Here is a 16,909-nt window from a genome sequence, read left to right on the forward strand (position 1 = left end):
AAACAGGGCCGGCCTTGTGTTCGCAGCCGACGATCTCGCGCATGGAAAACCTGCCCGACACCCGCGCCCTTATCCGCATGGGCCGCGAGATGATCCGGTTCTACTGCCACTCGTTTGCGCGCCCTCCAAGCCGAATCGTGCTCGATATCGATGATACCTTTGACGCGGTGCATGGCCACCAGCAGCTGCGCCTGTTCAATGCGTTCTACGACGAGTTCGGCTTCCAGCCGATCGTCGTGTTTGACGGCGAAGGCCGGCTCGTCGGGACACTGTTGCGCCCGGCCCGCCGCCCCAATGGGGCTGAGAGCGCGGCCCACATCCGCCGGTTGATCCGGCAGATCGCCAGGCATTGGCCCGAGACAGAAATCCTGCTGCGAGCCGACAGCCACTACTGCACCCCGCAGGTTCTGGACCTGTGTGACAGGCTCGGGCTGCGCTATGTCTTCGGTCTGTCAAAGAACGGCCGTCTGGCGCGGAACATCTCGGCTCTGGAAGCGTCGACTGCGGCGCGCTACGCCCGCACGCCGGGCCAGAAGCTGCGCCGGTTCAAAACCTTCTCCTACGCAGCCCGCTCGTGGTCGAAACCCCGCCGCGTCATCGCCCGCGTCGAGGTTGGCCCCATGGGTCGGGACACCCGCTACGTCGTCACCAACCTCGAGGGCGGCCGCGGTAAGCACCTTTACGAGAAGATCTATTCCGCTCGCGGCCAGGCCGAGAACCACATCAAGGCGTGGAAAACCCATCTCGCATCAGACCGGACGTCGTGCTCGAAAGCCAACGCCAATCAGATGCGTCTGATGCTGCACGGCTGCGCCTACTGGGTCTGGTGGAAGCTTCGCGCGGCTTGCCCAAAACGTTCACCATGGCGCCGCGCCCAGTTCGACACGCTGCGGCTGCATCTCGTCAGGCTGGCCGCCACCATCGTCGAAAAGAAGACCCGGATCATCGTGACCCTGCCGGCATCGTGTCCCCGAAAGGGACTTCTCCTCCTTCTCTTCGACGCCCTCGCCCCACCGAAAACAGCCTGACGCAAGCGCCCCGACAAACCCAGAAACATCAACCCGTATCGCCCAAGACCCAAGTCACCGGCCGGCATACCAACCGGACGCAAACACCGGGTGCGCGCAAGAAAACCGAGACCGGGGAAACCATCCCACGGAGCACAAGTCCGCAGCTTCATGAATTATGCGGGTTAGCACCTTCACCGTCAGACAGACCTGCTTGGCAGCGTCGCCGGAGGTCCGCTGGCGGCCAGGCCGAGCTGCCGGCGCGGACTCCCAGCTCATCTCGAGGCCGAACCAGATCGTCAGCGGACATGGCGCTCGAGCGCCTCGCCAGGAGCCGGCCAGTTCCTGGTCCTGCAGGCCGCGTGCGTGCGTCTGCCCATGCCAGCCAGCTACTGCCGTGGATTCACGAGATGAAACCCTCACGCGATTTGCGCAGCAGAGCCTCGCGGCCGGATTGTTGTGCGCTCTTGCGCAGAATCCTCTGATGCATACGTACCCGCCGGCAAATGCAAAAGGAGACCCGAAATGGCATCAGCAGAGCCGCTCTTTCGCCCATTCAAGCTTAAGTCCCTTGAACTGCCCAACCGGATTGTAATGGCACCAATGACCCGAAACTTTGCACCCGAAGGTGTGCCCGGTGCGGTCAACACGGAATATTACCGCCGCCGCGCTGCCGGACAAGTTGGTCTGATCCTGTCGGAAGGCACGGTCATCGACCGGCCCGCCTCACGTAATCTGCCAGCCATTCCGTTCTTCTACGGCGAGAAAGCACTTGAAGGCTGGAAAAACGTCATCGACGCCGTTCATTCCGCAGGCGGCAAAATGGGACCGCAGATCTGGCACACGGGATCGACACGGGGTGGGGAGTGGGAGCCCGGAGTTCCGGTCGAAAGCCCGTCTGGCTTGCTCGATCCCGACACACCGCGGGGCAAGATCATGACTGACGAAGATATCGCGGATTCGATTGCCGCCTTCGCCCGAGCCGCCGCAGAGGCAAAGCGCCTCGGCTTCGATACCGTCGAAATTCACGGCGCACATGGCTACCTGATCGATCAATTTTTTTGGGGTGGAACCAACACACGCGACGACAAGTACGGCGGCGCCACAATCCGCGAACGGTCTCGCTTTGCGGCCGAAATCGTCACGGCGGTCCGCGCTTCGGTCGGGCCGGACTTCCCTATCGTTCTTCGGGTAAGTCAGTGGAAGCAGCAGGATTTCACGGCCCGCCTTGCCGATACCCCGGACGAGATGACGGATTGGCTTCTGCCGCTTGTCGAAGCAGGTATTGATATCCTGCATTGCTCGCAGCGTCGGTTCTGGGAGCCTGAGTTCCCCGAGATTGACGGCGAGACCGGTATGAATTTTGCGGGCTGGGCAAAGAAGCTGACCGGTGCGGCAACGATCAGTGTGGGTTCGGTAGGCCTGAGCGGTGATTTCATCGGCGCTTTTGGTGGCCAAGGATCCAAAGCGGCGGGTCTGGACCGCCTTGTCGAGCGGATGGAACGCGACGAATTCGACTTGATAGCCGTCGGCCGCGCCCTCCTGAGCGATCCGGATTGGGTAGCCAAAATCGCAGCCAACGATCGCGAAGGTCTGCGAGATTTCGATGCCGCGGCCCTTGCCGAATTGGTCTGAGTCACAGCGGCGGCGGTGCCCTAAATTTCGGCGGCTTGACCACCGAGGCTCTATTTGGCGCCGGACACGAAAATGCGCAGCTGGAGCCGCCAAGAGAGCAAACGCTCACAGATAATCTCCTCTTCATGCGGCGGTCATCGCCGCATGAATTCAACTGATCCAGTTCAAAGCCAGAAACGTGCAGCAAGGCCATCCTGTTGACCCCTTGGCTGCGCGTTCATGGCCGCGCTGAAGAACGAAACGGTTCGGTCCCCCACCTGCGGCGGTCAGGCAGATCTCGCCGAGGGGGCCGAAGCGTCTTCCGCGGCGTCACTCCAGGCTCTGGCATCGATCTTCAGGTCCGGGAAATCCGCAGGATTAAAGACGGGTTTCTTGCCTGCCCTCTGCTGCGCACGAAAATCGTTGAGGATTCTGAGCGCCGTCGGGAACAGCATGGCCAGCGCCAGCAAATTGACCAGAGCCAGCACCCCCATCAGAGGATCGGAGAAGAAGAAGATGGCCGTCGCACCGGGTGCGGTCGCACCGATGAAGACGACCGCCACGATAGTGAGGCGCAGCACATGGAGCGCCATCGGCTTGTTATTGGTCAGAAAAGTCAGCGCGTTCTCACCAAGGTAGTAATTGTAGATGATGGAACTGAAAGCGAACAAGAGGATCGCGAAGGTCAGGAAATAGCTCGCCCAATCCCCGACGTGAAAAACGAGCGACTGCTGGGTCAATACGACCCCATCGATATCGACGCCGGGTTGGTAGACGTCCCCAAGAAGAATCACGAATGCGGTGCAGCTACAGATGATGATCGTATCGATGAACACCGAGAACGCCTGCACGATGCCCTGATTGACAGGATGGGGCACATAGGCTGCGGCGGCGACATTCGGAGCCGACCCGAGCCCGGCCTCGTTTGAGAAAAGTCCGCGCCGAAGACCCTGCGCAATTGCCGCACCCATGCCGCCTCCGACGGCTTCCTGAAGGCCGAAGGCGTTCGAGACGATTTCCCAAATGACGCCCGGCAACTCCACGATATTGATCGCAATGACCAGAAGCGCCATGGCGATATAGCCGAAAGCCATGATCGGGATGATCACATCGGCCACCTTGGCAATACGCTTGATGCCGCCATAGACGATGAGACCGGTCAAAACGGCGAGGCCCGCACCGGTCCAGACACGGTCAATGCCGAGACTTTCCTGCGCGGCGCCCGCGACGGTATTGCCTTGAAACGCGTTGAAGCCCAATCCGAATGCGGCAATCAGGCAGACTGCATAGATGATCGCGAGCCAGCGATATTCACGGCCAAGCCCTTCGGTGATGTAGCGCGCGGGGCCGCCGCGATAGGTGCCGTCGCCTTGGTCCTCCTTGAAAGCCTGGGCGAGCAGGCATTCGAAAAGGCTGGTAGCCATGCCGACGATGGCGATCGCCCACATCCAGAATACCGCGCCCGGTCCACCCAAAGTAATCGCCACCGCGACGCCCGCGATATTGCCACCCCCGACGCGCCCGCCGACGGAGACAAGCAGCGCCTCGCGCGAACTGACATGACCGCGCTTTCCGGCCTCCGGGTCGGATCGCAGGACATTGAACATCGTGGTGAAATATCGGAACTGAACGAAATTCGAGATCAGCGTGAAAAAGATGCCGAGCACGACCAGGAAGGGGATCAGCGACCATCCCCAGGTCAATGACGATATCGTGCCGAAAAAGCTCTCGATCAGTCCCACGGCGGCGGCCTCAATTTCTATCTGACTTGGCTCTGGCCTGGACCTTCACAATCCGACCGGTTTGATGGTTGCACAGGCGGAGCCGGAGTTGAAAGCGAAATCAGGAATTTGAACTTCTTCCCCATGCGGCGCGATGACAGGTTCCGCGTCCCATCTCCGGACGCCATGATGAGAGCGATCCACACATCGCCCTGCTGTCAGGCGCAGCGCATTCTGTTAGACAGGATGCCCTTGGACAGCATGGCGGACGCGCGCGGACTCCAACGTCTCAGCCCGGCCGTCGCTCTAGCGCGCACCCTAACCGGCAACTCAAAACAGCCCCACCACCGAGAGGAGCCAGACAAGCCCGCCCCCCAGCAGACCGTAGAGCAGCCCGACCGGGAGAGTCCGCCGCAGGATCTCCCCCTCGCGCCCCACCAGGCCGATGGTCGCGCAGCCGGCCACGACGTTGTGCGGACAGACGATATTGCCGACCGCCGCGCCGAAGGTCTGCGCCCCGAGGACGAGCAGCAGAGACAGATTCAACTCGGACGCAATGCGGGCCTGTAGTTCGGTAAACAGGATGTTGGACGTTGTGGCAGAGCCCGTCACGAAGGTACCGAGCATCCCGACAAGAGGAGCGATCGGAGGCCAGATCCCGCTGAACGCTTTCGCGGCATCACGCGCGAGTTGGTCGATCATGCCGGCGTGGACGAGAATGCGGGCCAGCACGAGCATCACCAGAAGGGCTGGCACGACCGGCAGCACTTGCCGCGTCCCCCGCCCGATCGCGCCCCGGACCTCGGCGAAAGCGGGGCGCTGAAGGGCCCAGCCCCCCAGAAACGACACGGCCAGCAGGGTGCCCGGATGGTAGAGCGGCGCGAAGGTGCCCGAGAAGCGCTCCCACAAGCCCCAGGACAAATCGGCATTCGCCAACACCTCACGCAGGCCGGGGAGACGGGCAACCACGATCAGAACGACGAGCGTGAGATAAGGCGCGAAAGCCATAGCGAGGTCGCCGGGAGAGGTCGCACCACCTCCACTCGAAGCGGCGCCTCCACGGATGCGCAGGAAAAGCGCGAACCCCACTCCGCCAATCAGCGCCCCACCGAGCGTCGGAAGCTCCGGCCCGAACAACAAAGCGAGCGCGACGTAAGGCACGAAGAAAGCCAAGGCCGCGACGAGGCCCAGCCGCCACCGCCACGCACCCATCTCGCGCAGAAGGGCGAGCATGAGCACCCATCCAAGCGCCCCGTGCAAAAGCGCCGGCACCACCGCAAGCGCCCTGCCCGACAGATCCGTCGCCGCGATCTGCGGCAGGATCGGCGTACCGACGGCGCCAAAAGACACGCCCGCCGCATGACCGATCAGCGCAATCGTCAGCGCCCGGACCGGCGGCAGGCCCAGAGACACCAGAAGCGGCGCGGCAAGAGCGACCGGCGCGCCGAAACCGGCCGCACCCTCCATGAACAGGGCGAAAAACCAACCGATCAGAAGCGTGCGCGCGACATTATCGCCTGACAACCGCTCCAGCGCGGCCTGCAACATGGCGATCCGGCCCGTGCCCGTCTGGAGCGCATGGATGCACAAGGCGGGCCAGATGATCCAAAGGATCGTCGCCGTCGTGAACCCCGCTTCGGCCGCCGCCCCCATGAGCATCCGCGCCGCGCCCGGCGCCGGATCGAATGCCGCGAGCGCCAGCACGATCGCAAGGCCCGCGCCCACGCTGCCCGCCCCGGCAGCCGACCAGCCGCCGAGCAGCATCAGGACGAGGACGGCCGCAATTGGCGCTGCGGCGAGCGCACTCAGCATGACATCGGGGGCGGCTCCCGTCTCACGCGACCATTTCCTCCGTGACCGGATGTTCGGGCGCGCCGTGAGCCTCATGGGCGGTGGCGTTGGCCAAGGTCGTGCGCGCGATGGCATCGAGCGCCTCGGCCGTGAAGAACGCCTGGTGACCCGTTACGAACACGTTCGGAAAGGTCAGAAGCCGGGCAAAGACATCGTCCTGCAGCACCTGCCCCGACAGGTTCTCGAAAAACAGATCGTCCTCCTCCTCGTAGACATCGATCGCCAGGCCACCGAGGCGGCCGCTTTTCAGCGCCCCAATCACCGCACGCGTATCCACGAGGCCGCCACGGCTGGTGTTCACGAGGAAGGCGCCGTCGCGCATGCTGGAAAGCGCATCCGCATCGATCAGGTGATGCGTCTTCGGCGTCAGCGGGCAGTGCAGCGTGACAATGTCGCACTCGGCCAGAAGCTCCTCGAGCGGAACATAATGCGCGCCCGCATCCCGCGCCTCCTGCGCGGGTTGGGGATCGTGAGCGAGCACGCGACAGCCGAAGCCCCCAAGGATCCGGGCGACGCAGATTCCGATCCGGCCCGTGCCGACGACGCCGACCGTCTTGCCGTGAATGTCGAACCCCATCAGCCCGTCCAGCGCGAAGTTCCCCTCCCGCACCCGGTTATAGGCCCGGTGCAGGCGACGGTTCAGCGCCAGCAAAAGGCCGATCGTGTGCTCGGCGACGGCGTGCGGCGAATAGGCGGGCACCCGGCCGATCGACAGGCCCGCCTGCGTGGCCGCCCCCACATCGACATTGTTGAACCCCGCGCATCGCATCAGCACGAGGCCGACACCCAGATCGTCGAGCGCCGCAACGGTCTCGGCACCGATATCGTCATTCACGAAGGCGCAGACGGCGTCGAAATCCTGCGCCAGAACCGCCGTGCCGGCATCGAGAGGTGTTGCGAGAAACTGCAGGTCGTGCGGCTTGTCGAGTTGGTCGTTGGCCGCACGAAAGGTAGATTCGTCGTAGGGTTTGGCGCTGAAGACGGCGATCCGCATGGACGCTCCTTTTCTTGCAATTGGCCGGGATGGCGTGAAGGTCCGGACAAAAGCCCCGGCGCCTGTCCAAAGGATAGCGGGCCGGCCGTGAAAATCGAATGGCCTGCCCCGGTCAGACGCGGTCGGCCGCCCAATCCGCAAGCGCCGGCAGAAGCGATGCGACCGCCTCCTGAAAGGCCGCGACAATGGCGGCGGGCCGGTCGGATGCGGCGAGCGCTGTCCGCGCGAAACCCTCCGTCGCGACAATTCGCTGATCGCTGTCGCGCACCAGCGTCGCCCCAAGCGCCACGCGCACCGGAATGTTCGGCCGGTCGGGCACAGGCTCCGCCTGGAACGCGTCGATCCGCACGAGCAGCGCGTAATCCGGAACCGGCCCGCTCTCCGGTGTGCCGACATGCGCGATCCGATCGGTTCCGGCAATCGACCGGACGACCAGAGATTGCAGCAGCAGCGGCGCCTCCTGCGACCAGCGAGCCTCGGGAAGATACGTCACCGACAGGGGGTCGGGCTTCACGAGGATACGGTCCGTCGAAACCGAGGCCGGCGCGGCGGGCGGCGGCACCACGAGCGCAACGGCCTGTCGCGCGCCCGTGCGGCCGGCGGGGGGGGCCAGCTCGAACGTCGGCAGCACGCGCGCCGCGTCGTCAAGCGCACTGAGCGTCGCGCAGCCCGAGGTCGTGGCGATGAGCCCCAGAAGCAGGGCACGGCGAGGAAGAGGCGTCATGTTGTCATCTCCGATATTCCGGGACCTGGCCGCCCTGAATGAACCGGGCAGGGTCGCGCTCGATCCGCCGGACAAGGTCGGACAGGTTGCGAAGGAAGCCGCGCGCATCGCTTACCAGACGGCTTACTTCGGGCAAGGTCGTCTCGCCGAAGGCACGCAGGCCGGGGGACAGCGCGTCGACCGCGCCGCTCAGACGCGACAGGGTGGCGCGGGCCTCGGCGGTAATGGCGGGCAGGTCTTGAGTGATGGCGGAGGCGGCGACGCGCAGATCGCCCATCGCGGGTCCGATATCCGTCTCGATCACGCTCGTCGCAGCACCGAAAGCGGCGTCGGCGGATCCGAGCGTGCGGTCGAGCGTGTCGAGCGCTGGCCCCGCCCGTTCGATCAGGTCGGACGCACCGGCCAAAGCGGCACGGGCCTCAGTGGCCAGCGGGTCGAGTTCGGCGGTGGCTTGCGTAAGGTCTTCGCCGATCTGGCGCAAGGCGCTGCGGGCCTCGGCGGAAGCCACCCGCAGATCCGCCAACGCCGCCGGCAGGTCGTCGCGCAGGGCGGGCGCGACAGCATCGACGGCGTCACGCGCCTGCGCCAAGATTGCCGCGGCGTCGCCGGAGGCCAGTGCGGCCACCTCGGCCGAGGCGGTGTCGAACGTCTCGAGAGCCCCGGCGGCGCGGGCGATAGTCTCCTCCAGCGCCACACCGCTGTCGCGCCAGGCGGAGAGCGTGGCGCCCGCCTCCTCGGCCAGAAGCCCCCGGGTCAGCGCCACCGCCTCGCGCGCCTCGTCGATGGCGGGCGTGGCCGCGGCGAACGCATCCGTCGCGGCGGCCAGCGCATCGTCGGCGCCCGACAGAACCGCCCGCACATCGCCCTCCAGTGTCGCGATCGTATCGCCAAATGCCCCGATCTGCGCCGCGGTCGCCGACAGTCCTTCGGTCAGGTCCGCAACCCCGTCGAGCGCGCTGTCGAGCTTGCCTGAGGCGGTATCGACATTGGCGAGGATGCTCGACACGCGCGCCTGCGTCTCCGGGCCGACGAAGGTACGAAGCTCCGAGATGAGCGCGGTAGATTCCTCGATCAGATCGGGCACCTCGTTCATCAGCGTCTGAAGTCCCGCGCGCCGCGACGGGATCAGAGACGGATCGTCCGGATCGGTCGGCAGCGGCGGCGCATCCGTCGTCCCTCCGACCAGCGCGATATATGCCACGCCCGTCACACCCTGTACGGTAAGCTGCGCAATGGTGTCGGCGCGCACCGGGGTCGCGGAATTGACCTCGATCTCGGTGTAGATCAGCGATGGATCCGCTTCGTGAAGGCGCCGATCCACCACCCGGCCGACGGGCAAGCCGTTGAAAACCACTTCCCCCGAGGGCGGCAGGCCCGACACATCCCCGAACAGAATTCCATACCGCGCCACGTCGCGGTCGATCCGCAGCGCGCCGAGCCACACGAACGCGCCCAGAATCGCCGCCAGCCCGACAAGCGCGAAAGCTCCGATCAGCAGGAAGTTGGCCTTGATTTCCATCAGCGCTCTCCCGCCGCGGCCCGGCCGCGCGGGCCGCCGAAATATTCCGCGATCCACGGATGCGGCAGCGCGCGCAGCTCGTCAATCGATCCCACGGCCAAAACTCGCCGCTCCGCCAGAACGGCAACCCGGTCGCAGATGGCGTGCAGCGTGTCGAGGTCGTGCGTGACAAGAAACACCGTCAGGCCCAGCACGTCGCGCAGCTGCGCCACCAGCGCGTCAAGAGCCGCCGCGCCGATCGGGTCGAGACCGGCCGTCGGCTCATCGAGAAACACGATTTCGGGGTCGAGCGCGATGGCCCGCGCGAAGCCCGCGCGCTTGCGCATCCCGCCCGAAAGCTCGGACGGACGCTTCTCCATCGCATCCGCAGGCAGGCCGACCATGCGGACCTTCACGGCGGCCAGCCGCGCACGCAGATCATCCGGCAGGTCGAGCTGCTCGCGCATGGGCGCCTCGACATTCTCGCGCACCGTGAGCGCGGAGAAGAGCGCGCCGCCTTGAAACATCACGCCCCATCGGCGTCGCAGACGGCGGAACGCCTCGGGCGAGGTGTCGCGGACGGTCTCGCCCAGAACTTCGATCCGGCCCGCATCGGGTTCGAGCAAACCGGTAATCTGGCGCAGCAACACCGATTTGCCGGTGCCGGACCCGCCGACCACGCCCAGGATTTCGCCCCGCCGCACATCGAGGTCGAGGTCCTCATGCACCACATGGTCGCCGAAGCGGGTCACGAGGCCACGCACGCGGATGGCGGGATCCACGCTCAGACCCCTAACAGCGCGAAGAAGATCGAAAACACCGCATCGGCGGCGATCACCAGAAAGATCGAGGTGACGACCGAGGACGAGGTGAGGCGCCCGAGACTGTCGGCGTCCCCGCCCACCTCAAGTCCGTTGCGGCAGCCCACGAGGCCGATGATCAGCGCGAAGACCGGCGCCTTGATGAGACCCACGGCCAGGTGCCACGGGCTGGTCCCGTCGGCGATCCGGACCACGAAGGCGCGCGGCGTGATCCCGAGATCGATCCACGCCATCGCCGCGCCCCCGGCCAGCCCCGCCACATCCGCCAGGATCGCGAGGATCGGCAACGTCAGGACCAGCGCGAGAATGCGCGGCAGAACCAGCACCGTGACCGGGTCGAGCCCGAGAATACGCAGCGCATCGACCTCCTCACGCATCTTCATCGATCCGATGGCGGCGGTGAAAGCCGAGGCCGAGCGGCCCGCCACGATGATCGCCGTCAGCAGGATCCCCAGTTCGCGCAGGATCGAGATGGCGATCAGGTCGACCACGAAGATCTCGGCACCGAACCGCTCGAGCTGCGCCGAGCCCTGGAACGCCACGACCACGCCGATGAGGAGCGACATCAACGTGACGATCGGCGCGGCGTTGAGGCCCGCGGCCTGCATGTGGTAAACCAGAGGCGTCAGGCGGGCGCGGCCGGGATGGCGCAGGAGGCGGCCCAATTCCACGAGGATGCGCCCGAAGAACGCCGTCAACTCAAGGAGGTCGCGCACCGCGTCCCAGATGGCGTGACCGAAGGCGACGATGCCGTCGCGTAGAAGCCGCCTCTCGGGCGCGGCCTGTGGCGGCGCATCAATATCGCGGACGGTCTCGATCAGCTTGGCCTGCGCGGGCGTGGCGCCCGACACCTCGATCGCATCCTCGCCCTCGCGGCGGGACATCTGCACGACGAGCCACGCGCCGGCCGTATCGAACCGTGTGACGCCGTCGAGCACGATCCGCGCAACATCGCGCGCCGCATCCGTCGGGACACTGGCAATCACGTCGATCGTCAGATCGCCGGATAGCGTCAGCGTGTCGCCCGCGACCTGCGCGGACGGCACATCTATCGCATTCGAGGTCTCGCTCATCGGGAGCAAGCTGCCATCAGGCGCGGCAGGTATCCACCCCGAGCATGCGGTACAGCGGACAGAATTGCACAAAGCCGGTTTCAATGAGGATGAAGCCGACGACCAGCGATTTATAGAACCACAGGCCCTGCCATTCGATGACCGGCACGAACAGCAAGGGCATCACGATCAGCACAAGGCCCAGAACGCTCCGGATCACCCCATCCGCATTTCCGACGTTGCGTATCATTGCGCCCTCCTCTCACGCCCGTGTTTCCGCGTCTTGGGCGACGCGCATCCCGACGGCCGCGATACGGGCCGCCTCGGTCAGGTAATCGTCGACTGCGCGCTGCATGAAGCGCACGCTGAGCATCTGGGCCTCCAAGGGCGAACCGCAGGCGAAAATCTGGTGCTGCGCCTCGGCATCCGATTTCAGGCGGCCTGCGATGAATCCGGCCCATTCGCCGTTCATCCGCGTCACGCTCTCAAGCCATGTCGCCGCAAGGCCGCCACCAACGGTCCAAGGCACGGCCGCAAGGCCCATCCCGGCCGCTGCGGCCGGTTTGTCCTGCGTCTTCGTTTTCGTATCGGCCATCGGCTTGCTCCCCCTCCGTCGATGCGGATGCGACTATTGGTGTTCTGGAGCATGAGCGGCGGGCGCGCTTTGATCCCTGTCAAATCCGCGCCATACCATGCCCTCTATCCAGACATCGGATGAGGAAGGAACCCCGCCAATGCCCGAACACGGACACAGCCCCGAGGAGGTCGCCGCCCGGCTGGCCGCGCGGGGCGGCAGCGGTCATCTGCGCGATGCGATCTATGGCGGGATCGACGGCGCGGTGACGACATTCGCGATTGTCGCGGGCGTCGCCGGGGCGGGGCTTCCAGTGGGGGTCATCCTCGCGCTCGGCCTGGCGAACGTGCTGGCCGACGGGTTCTCGATGGCCGCGAGCAATTATTCGGGCACCAAGGCGGATCGTGACGACCGGACGCGCCTGCGCGCGCGCGAGGGTCGGCACATCGATCGCTACCCTGAAGGCGAGCGCGAGGAGCTGCGCCAGATCTTCGCCGCCAAGGGTCTCTCGGGCGCGGGGCTGGAAGCGGCCATCGAGGCCATCGCGGCGGATCGGAATGCCTGGATCGAGACGATGCTCGTCGAGGAATACGGCCTCGGACCGATCGAACCCGCCCCGGTTCGGGCGGCATCCGTGACATTCGGGGCGTTTCTCTGCGCCGGCCTCGTTCCGCTCGTCCCCTTCGTGCTGCCGGTGGCGGACCCTTTCGCGTGGTCGGTCGCAATGACGTCCCTGACGTTCCTCGCCATCGGCGCGATCAAGAGCCGATGGTCGCTGTCACCGTGGTGGCTTTCGGCGGGCGAGACCCTTGCCATCGGGGGGACGGCGGCGGCGATCGCCTATTTCGTCGGCGGGCTTTTCAACATGGGCTAAGGTCCCGCTCCCGCCGTATTACGGGCGGATCAGCGGTGGCCCTCGACATAGGATCGCAGAAACGCCTCAAGCTCCGGCGACCCCGGTTCGAGACCGAGCGACCGGGCCTGATCCATCGTCTGGTCGCCGCTGAGATTCTGCTCCGCTCCGATATGCATCATCGTCAGGGCGCCGGCCCTCTTGCCCGAAGCGCAATGCACCATGATCGGCGTCGGAAGATCCTTGAGCTTCTCGCGGAATGTATCCACGACCTCCTCGCTTATCCGGTCGCCCGCCACAGGATGATGCACGTAGGCGAGCCCCGCATCTTCGGCGAGCCTACGCTCCTCCTCCGGTCCGATCTCCTGCTTTTCACCCTCGGTCCGCAGGTTGACCACGGATTTGACGCCCTCCTGCGACATCCGCCGAAGCGCGTCCGCGTCCGGCGCGAACTTGGCGATCTGGATGCTGTCGTTGACCTGCACGATATCCTGCATGGTGGCTCCTTGAGTTCGATTGGGTGTGACCTTGGCAATGCAACGCATCGCGGTGGCAGAAGGGTCCCGGCACGTGCGGGCCTCGCGGGCAGTTCAATGCTCGGGAAAGGGCCGCGCGGCGTCAATCGGCGGGCGCCTCGCGGCATCCGCCGTCCGGGTGGCTTCGGGGGCAAGCGCGGCGAGCGCCTCGTGATGCGACAGGAAGACCTGCCCGGTGAGATGCGACAGGAACTCGGTCCGGGCCAGCCGGTCCATGACCGGGCCCTTCACCTCGGAGAGATGCAGCGCGATCTGCTGGTCCGAGAGGCGGTGCATGATGAGCTCCAGACTCTCCAGCGCACTGGCGTCGATGCCGTTCACCGCGGCGCAGTTCAGCACCACGTGCCGCACCTGCGCATGGCTAGCGACCGCTTCCTGGACGACGCTTTCGATCGCGCGGGCATTGCCGAAATAGAGGCTTTCGTCGATCCGGAGGCTAAGAACCTCGGGGGCGCAAACCACGTCGTGGCGCCGGATGTTGCGGAAATGCGCAGTCCCCGGCACCTGCCCCAGCACGGCGACATGCGGCCGCGACGTGCGCCAGAGGAGCAAGAGGACGGAGATCGCGATGCCTGTCAGGATGCCCGCCTCGACCCCGGCACCGAGGGTGACGGCGATCGTTCCGAGAAGGGCCGCGAAGTCGTGCCGCGAATAGCGCCAGGTGCGGCCCAAGGCACCCAGATCGACGAGGCTGAGCACGGCGACGATGATCGTGGCGGCCAGAACCGCATGCGGCAGGAAATGCAGCAGCGGCGTCAGGAACAGCGAGGCAAGCGCGATCCCGATGGCGGTGAACGCGCCGGCGGCCGGCGTCTGTGCGCCGGCGTCGTAATTCACCACCGACCGGGCGAAGCCCCCGGTGACGGGATATCCGCCGGAGAAGGCGGCGGCGAGGTTGGCGGCCCCGAGGCCGATCAGCTCCTGATCGGGGGTGATCGACTGACGCCGCTTGGCCGCCAGCGTCTGCGCCACCGAGACCGATTCCACGAAGCCGATGACGGAAATCATGAACGCCGCGGGTAGCAGGGCCAGCCAGAGACCCGGATCCACGACCGGCATGGTGAAGGGCGGCAGCCCCTGCGGCACCTCGCCCACGACAGAGACGCCGACGGCGGTCAGATCGAGCGTGACCACGGCGATGATCGAAACCGCCACGGCAGCCACCGGTCCGGTGCGGGCAAGAAGCGCCGCCGCGCCCGGTGCGAGACCAAGCCGCACCAGCGCGGGACGAAGATGCGTGCGAGACCAGAAAAGAAAGGCCGTCGTCGCCACCCCGATGATCAGCGTCGGCACGTTCACCTGCGGCAGCGCGGACAGAAGCGACCGCACCAGTTCCACCATGTCGTGGCCGCCGGCGCGCACGCCGAGGATGTGCTGAAGCTGACTGGTCGCGATGATGAGACCCGCGGCCGTGATGAAACCCGAGATGACCGGATGCGACAGCAGGTTCGCCACGAAGCCCAGCCGGAAAATGCCCATGGCCAGCAGCATCAATCCCGACAAAAATGCCAGCGCCAGCGCCGCGGCGATGTAGTCCGCGCTGCCGGGTGCGGCCACGGCGCCGACCGCGCTCGCCGTCAGGAGCGAGACGACCGCGACGGGCCCGACGGCGAGCGTGCGGCTGGTGCCGAAAATCGCATAGGCGATCAGCGGCAGGATCGAGGCGTAAAGCCCCACCACCGGCGGCAGCCCCGCAAGCATCGCATAGGCCAGCGATTGCGGGATCAGCATGATCGTGACGATCGCCGCGGCCAGACCGTCGGCGGTCAGCGCCTGCCGGTCGTAGCGGCGACCCCAATCGAGGATGGGGAGGTAGCGGGAAATTGACATGGAATGCCTCGTGCCCGTGGGGGCGATGGCGGCGCGCGGGTCAGGCGCGCCGCGGCAGGGCTCAGAACCGGTCGACCGGAAGCTTCAGGTAATGGCGTCCGTCGCTCTCGGCCTCGGGCAGCCGTCCGCCCCGGAGATTGATCTGAAGCGCGGCAAGGATGCGATCGGGCAGCGCCAGCGTCCCGTCGCGGGTTTCACGCCGCTCGATCCAGTCCTCGCGCCTGGTGCCGTCCTTGACATGGATGTTGCGCGCCTTGTGCTCGGCCACGGTGGCCTCCCATTCGGGCTCCTTCCGGTCCTTAGTGCCGTAATCGTGCCCGACGAAAAGCCGCGTCTCGTCCGGCAGGGCCAGGATTTGCTGAATGGAATCCCAAAGCTCCGCCGCATCGCCGCCCGGGAAATCGGCGCGCGACGTACCCGCATCGGGCTGCATCAGCGTGTCGTGGGTGAAGGCCGCATCGCCGCAGACATAGGTGATCGAACCGAGCGTGTGCCCGGGTGAAAGCATCACCCGCATCTCCAGATCCCCGAGCCGGAGCGTCTCACCCTCGGCCAGAAGCCTGTCGAAGTCCCGCTCCGCATTGAAGGCGTCCGGCATGTGGTAGATCTCGGCCCAGATCGCGGCGATGTCAGGCACCTTCTCGCCGATCGCATTGGGCGCCCCCGTGTGCTCCCGGAGTTGCGCCGAAGCCATCACGTGATCGGCATGCGGATGGGTGTCGAGAACCCAGGCCACGGTCAGCCCGTTCTCCGCCACGAGGTCGAGGACCTGATCCATGCTGCCGGTCGAGAAGCGGTAATGCTTCGGATCGAAGTTCCAGACGACATCGATCAGTGCCGCCTGCTTCGTCGCCGGATCGGCACAGACATACTGGATCGAGCCGGTATCGGGCTCGTAGATGCCCCAGACATCGGGGCTTCCGGCGCCGCGCGAGGGCGAGTGGCGGACGACACGTTCGTCAAGTTTGTTCATCGAAAAGCTCCGTCTGGATTGAGGATGGAGAGGGATTTGCTGTGCGCGCCCAACCACAGGCCCACGAGCAGCATCGGAATGAAGACAAGGGTTCCCGGCGCAAGCAACGGCAGCGCGGTCCAGGCCGGCCCGGGGCAGAAGCCGCCGATCCCCCAGCCCACGCCGAAAAGGATGGCGCCGACGATCAGGGGCCGGTCGATCCGCGTCGCCGTCGGCAGGTCGAACGCCCCGCCCAGCGCCGGTGCCGACCGCCGCCAGACCAGACGGTAGCCGAGAAACGCGGTCACCGTTGCCCCCGCCATCACGAAGGCGAGGCTCGGGTCCCAGGTTCCGGCAAGGTCGAGGAAGTTCAGCACCTTTGCCGGATTGGCCATCCCCGAGATCACCAGCCCGAGGCCGAAGACGAGACCGGACAGAAAACCGAGAAACGTGCGCATCAGAAGCCCCCCATGACATGCCGCAGGACGAAGACGGTAACGAACGCCGCCGCCATGAAGGCCGCGACCGCGGCGAAGGAGCGCCGCGACAACCGGGCCATGCCACAGACCCCGTGCCCCGAGGTACAGCCCGACCCGAGCCCGGTGCCCACTCCCACCAGCAATCCGGCAATCGCCATGCCCAGCAGGTTCCCCGGCACGGTCTGCTGCACCGTTCCGCCGGCAAGGGCGAATGCGAGCGGCGCCGCGATCAGCCCGAGGATGAAGGCAATCCGCCAGTCGCGGTCGCGCGGCGCGCCCCCCATCGGCACCACGGCGCCCAGCACGCCATTGGTGATGCCGGCGATCCCGGCGATGCGCCCGAACAGCGCCATCACCATGACCGTGCTGATGCCGATCAGGATGCCGCCCCCGAGGGACATCC

The 16,909-nt window shown here is 66.0% G+C and carries 17 protein-coding genes and 1 pseudogene; 3 read left to right on the forward strand and 15 right to left on the reverse strand.

The window, feature by feature from the left end; all coding sequences use genetic code 11:
• A partial coding sequence (locus tag JSE7799_RS05395; protein WP_055662709.1) for an IS1380 family transposase occupies window positions 1-1,028 on the forward strand: 1,028 nt, incomplete at its 5' end.
• A gap of 165 nt (window positions 1,029-1,193) precedes the next feature.
• On the opposite strand, the pseudogene JSE7799_RS21560 reads toward JSE7799_RS05395, so the two are convergent.
• Window positions 1,194-1,387 (reverse strand): annotated as a pseudogene (locus JSE7799_RS21560) (IS5/IS1182 family transposase); the annotation flags it as partial.
• A gap of 145 nt (window positions 1,388-1,532) precedes the next feature.
• On the opposite strand from JSE7799_RS21560, the gene JSE7799_RS05400 reads away from it, so the two are divergent.
• Complete coding sequence (locus JSE7799_RS05400; protein WP_055662710.1) at window positions 1,533-2,642, forward strand: NADH:flavin oxidoreductase; 1,110 nt, start codon at window positions 1,533-1,535, stop codon at window positions 2,640-2,642.
• Between the two features lie 266 nt (window positions 2,643-2,908).
• On the opposite strand, the gene JSE7799_RS05405 is transcribed toward JSE7799_RS05400, so the two are convergent.
• The 9 genes from JSE7799_RS05405 to JSE7799_RS05445 form a co-directional block, all read right to left on the reverse strand.
• Window positions 2,909-4,363 carry an alanine/glycine:cation symporter family protein gene (locus tag JSE7799_RS05405; protein WP_055662711.1) on the reverse strand — a complete coding sequence of 485 codons (1,455 nt, stop codon included), beginning with the start codon at window positions 4,361-4,363 and terminating at the stop codon, window positions 2,909-2,911.
• Between the two features lie 309 nt (window positions 4,364-4,672).
• A complete protein-coding gene (locus JSE7799_RS05410; protein ID WP_222101709.1) occupies window positions 4,673-6,229 on the reverse strand; it encodes an L-lactate permease in 1,557 nt (518 codons plus the stop codon).
• The gene (locus tag JSE7799_RS05415) at window positions 6,177-7,187 is read right to left on the reverse strand and encodes a 2-hydroxyacid dehydrogenase (protein ID WP_055662712.1); all 1,011 of its coding nucleotides are present in this window, start codon (window positions 7,185-7,187) and stop codon (window positions 6,177-6,179) included. The genes JSE7799_RS05410 and JSE7799_RS05415 overlap by 53 nt, the downstream gene beginning before the upstream one ends.
• Before the next feature lie 112 nt (window positions 7,188-7,299).
• Complete coding sequence (locus JSE7799_RS05420) at window positions 7,300-7,911, reverse strand: ABC-type transport auxiliary lipoprotein family protein (RefSeq protein ID WP_055662713.1); 612 nt, start codon at window positions 7,909-7,911, stop codon at window positions 7,300-7,302.
• 4 nt (window positions 7,912-7,915) lie between these two features.
• Entirely contained in the window at window positions 7,916-9,430 is a 1,515-nt protein-coding gene (locus tag JSE7799_RS05425; protein WP_055662714.1) for an MlaD family protein, read from the reverse strand.
• Window positions 9,430-10,197: an ABC transporter ATP-binding protein gene (locus JSE7799_RS05430; protein ID WP_055662715.1), complete on the reverse strand. Its 768-nt coding sequence runs from the start codon at window positions 10,195-10,197 to the stop codon at window positions 9,430-9,432. The genes JSE7799_RS05425 and JSE7799_RS05430 overlap by 1 nt, the downstream gene beginning before the upstream one ends.
• Window positions 10,194-11,303, reverse strand: coding sequence for an ABC transporter permease (locus tag JSE7799_RS05435; RefSeq protein WP_055662716.1), 1,110 nt, complete (start codon window positions 11,301-11,303; stop codon window positions 10,194-10,196). The genes JSE7799_RS05430 and JSE7799_RS05435 overlap by 4 nt, the downstream gene beginning before the upstream one ends.
• A 16-nt stretch (window positions 11,304-11,319) precedes the next feature.
• The gene (locus JSE7799_RS05440; RefSeq protein ID WP_055662717.1) at window positions 11,320-11,532 is read right to left on the reverse strand and encodes a YgaP family membrane protein; all 213 of its coding nucleotides are present in this window, start codon (window positions 11,530-11,532) and stop codon (window positions 11,320-11,322) included.
• A 12-nt stretch (window positions 11,533-11,544) separates the two neighbouring features.
• Window positions 11,545-11,877, reverse strand: coding sequence for a hypothetical protein (locus JSE7799_RS05445; RefSeq protein ID WP_055662718.1), 333 nt, complete (start codon window positions 11,875-11,877; stop codon window positions 11,545-11,547).
• A gap of 139 nt (window positions 11,878-12,016) precedes the next feature.
• Here JSE7799_RS05445 and JSE7799_RS05450 point away from each other — a divergent pair, with 139 nt between their 5' ends.
• Window positions 12,017-12,730, forward strand: coding sequence for a VIT1/CCC1 transporter family protein (locus tag JSE7799_RS05450; protein ID WP_055662719.1), 714 nt, complete (start codon window positions 12,017-12,019; stop codon window positions 12,728-12,730).
• A 29-nt stretch (window positions 12,731-12,759) separates the two neighbouring features.
• Here JSE7799_RS05450 and JSE7799_RS05455 read toward each other — a convergent pair whose 3' ends face one another.
• The 5 genes from JSE7799_RS05455 to JSE7799_RS05475 form a co-directional block, all read right to left on the reverse strand.
• The gene (locus JSE7799_RS05455) at window positions 12,760-13,206 is read right to left on the reverse strand and encodes a protein tyrosine phosphatase family protein (protein WP_055662720.1); all 447 of its coding nucleotides are present in this window, start codon (window positions 13,204-13,206) and stop codon (window positions 12,760-12,762) included.
• A gap of 93 nt (window positions 13,207-13,299) precedes the next feature.
• The gene (locus JSE7799_RS05460) at window positions 13,300-15,075 is read right to left on the reverse strand and encodes a SulP family inorganic anion transporter (RefSeq protein WP_055662721.1); all 1,776 of its coding nucleotides are present in this window, start codon (window positions 15,073-15,075) and stop codon (window positions 13,300-13,302) included.
• A 61-nt stretch (window positions 15,076-15,136) separates the two neighbouring features.
• Window positions 15,137-16,048 carry an MBL fold metallo-hydrolase gene (locus JSE7799_RS05465; RefSeq protein ID WP_055662722.1) on the reverse strand — a complete coding sequence of 304 codons (912 nt, stop codon included), beginning with the start codon at window positions 16,046-16,048 and terminating at the stop codon, window positions 15,137-15,139.
• Window positions 16,045-16,485 carry a DUF6691 family protein gene (locus JSE7799_RS05470; protein WP_055662723.1) on the reverse strand — a complete coding sequence of 147 codons (441 nt, stop codon included), beginning with the start codon at window positions 16,483-16,485 and terminating at the stop codon, window positions 16,045-16,047. The genes JSE7799_RS05465 and JSE7799_RS05470 overlap by 4 nt, the downstream gene beginning before the upstream one ends.
• Entirely contained in the window at window positions 16,485-16,907 is a 423-nt protein-coding gene (locus JSE7799_RS05475; RefSeq protein ID WP_245624807.1) for a YeeE/YedE family protein, read from the reverse strand. The genes JSE7799_RS05470 and JSE7799_RS05475 overlap by 1 nt, the downstream gene beginning before the upstream one ends.
• Between the last annotated feature and the right edge of the window lie 2 nt (window positions 16,908-16,909).

The organism is Jannaschia seosinensis (assembly GCF_001408515.1).
Taxonomy (GTDB): Bacteria; Pseudomonadota; Alphaproteobacteria; order Rhodobacterales; family Rhodobacteraceae; genus Jannaschia; species Jannaschia seosinensis.

Excerpts from the sequence above, each read along its gene's own strand:
- JSE7799_RS05455 (WP_055662720.1), bottom strand. The coding sequence starts at position 13,206 with ATGCAGGATATCGTGCAGGTCAACGACAGCATCCAGATCGCCAAGTTC.
- JSE7799_RS05470 (WP_055662723.1), bottom strand. The coding sequence starts at position 16,485 with ATGCGCACGTTTCTCGGTTTTCTGTCCGGTCTCGTCTTCGGCCTCGGG.
- JSE7799_RS05420 (WP_055662713.1), bottom strand. The coding sequence starts at position 7,911 with ATGACGCCTCTTCCTCGCCGTGCCCTGCTTCTGGGGCTCATCGCCACG.
- JSE7799_RS05435 (WP_055662716.1), bottom strand. The coding sequence starts at position 11,303 with ATGAGCGAGACCTCGAATGCGATAGATGTGCCGTCCGCGCAGGTCGCG.
- JSE7799_RS05400 (WP_055662710.1), top strand. The coding sequence starts at position 1,533 with ATGGCATCAGCAGAGCCGCTCTTTCGCCCATTCAAGCTTAAGTCCCTT.
- JSE7799_RS05450 (WP_055662719.1), top strand. The coding sequence starts at position 12,017 with ATGCCCGAACACGGACACAGCCCCGAGGAGGTCGCCGCCCGGCTGGCC.
- JSE7799_RS05425 (WP_055662714.1), bottom strand. The coding sequence starts at position 9,430 with ATGGAAATCAAGGCCAACTTCCTGCTGATCGGAGCTTTCGCGCTTGTC.
- JSE7799_RS05410 (WP_222101709.1), bottom strand. The coding sequence starts at position 6,229 with ATGAGGCTCACGGCGCGCCCGAACATCCGGTCACGGAGGAAATGGTCG.
- JSE7799_RS05440 (WP_055662717.1), bottom strand. The coding sequence starts at position 11,532 with ATGATACGCAACGTCGGAAATGCGGATGGGGTGATCCGGAGCGTTCTG.
- JSE7799_RS05475 (WP_245624807.1), bottom strand. The coding sequence starts at position 16,907 with ATGTCCCTCGGGGGCGGCATCCTGATCGGCATCAGCACGGTCATGGTG.
- JSE7799_RS05460 (WP_055662721.1), bottom strand. The coding sequence starts at position 15,075 with ATGTCAATTTCCCGCTACCTCCCCATCCTCGATTGGGGTCGCCGCTAC.
- JSE7799_RS05445 (WP_055662718.1), bottom strand. The coding sequence starts at position 11,877 with ATGGCCGATACGAAAACGAAGACGCAGGACAAACCGGCCGCAGCGGCC.
- JSE7799_RS05415 (WP_055662712.1), bottom strand. The coding sequence starts at position 7,187 with ATGCGGATCGCCGTCTTCAGCGCCAAACCCTACGACGAATCTACCTTT.
- JSE7799_RS05465 (WP_055662722.1), bottom strand. The coding sequence starts at position 16,048 with ATGAACAAACTTGACGAACGTGTCGTCCGCCACTCGCCCTCGCGCGGC.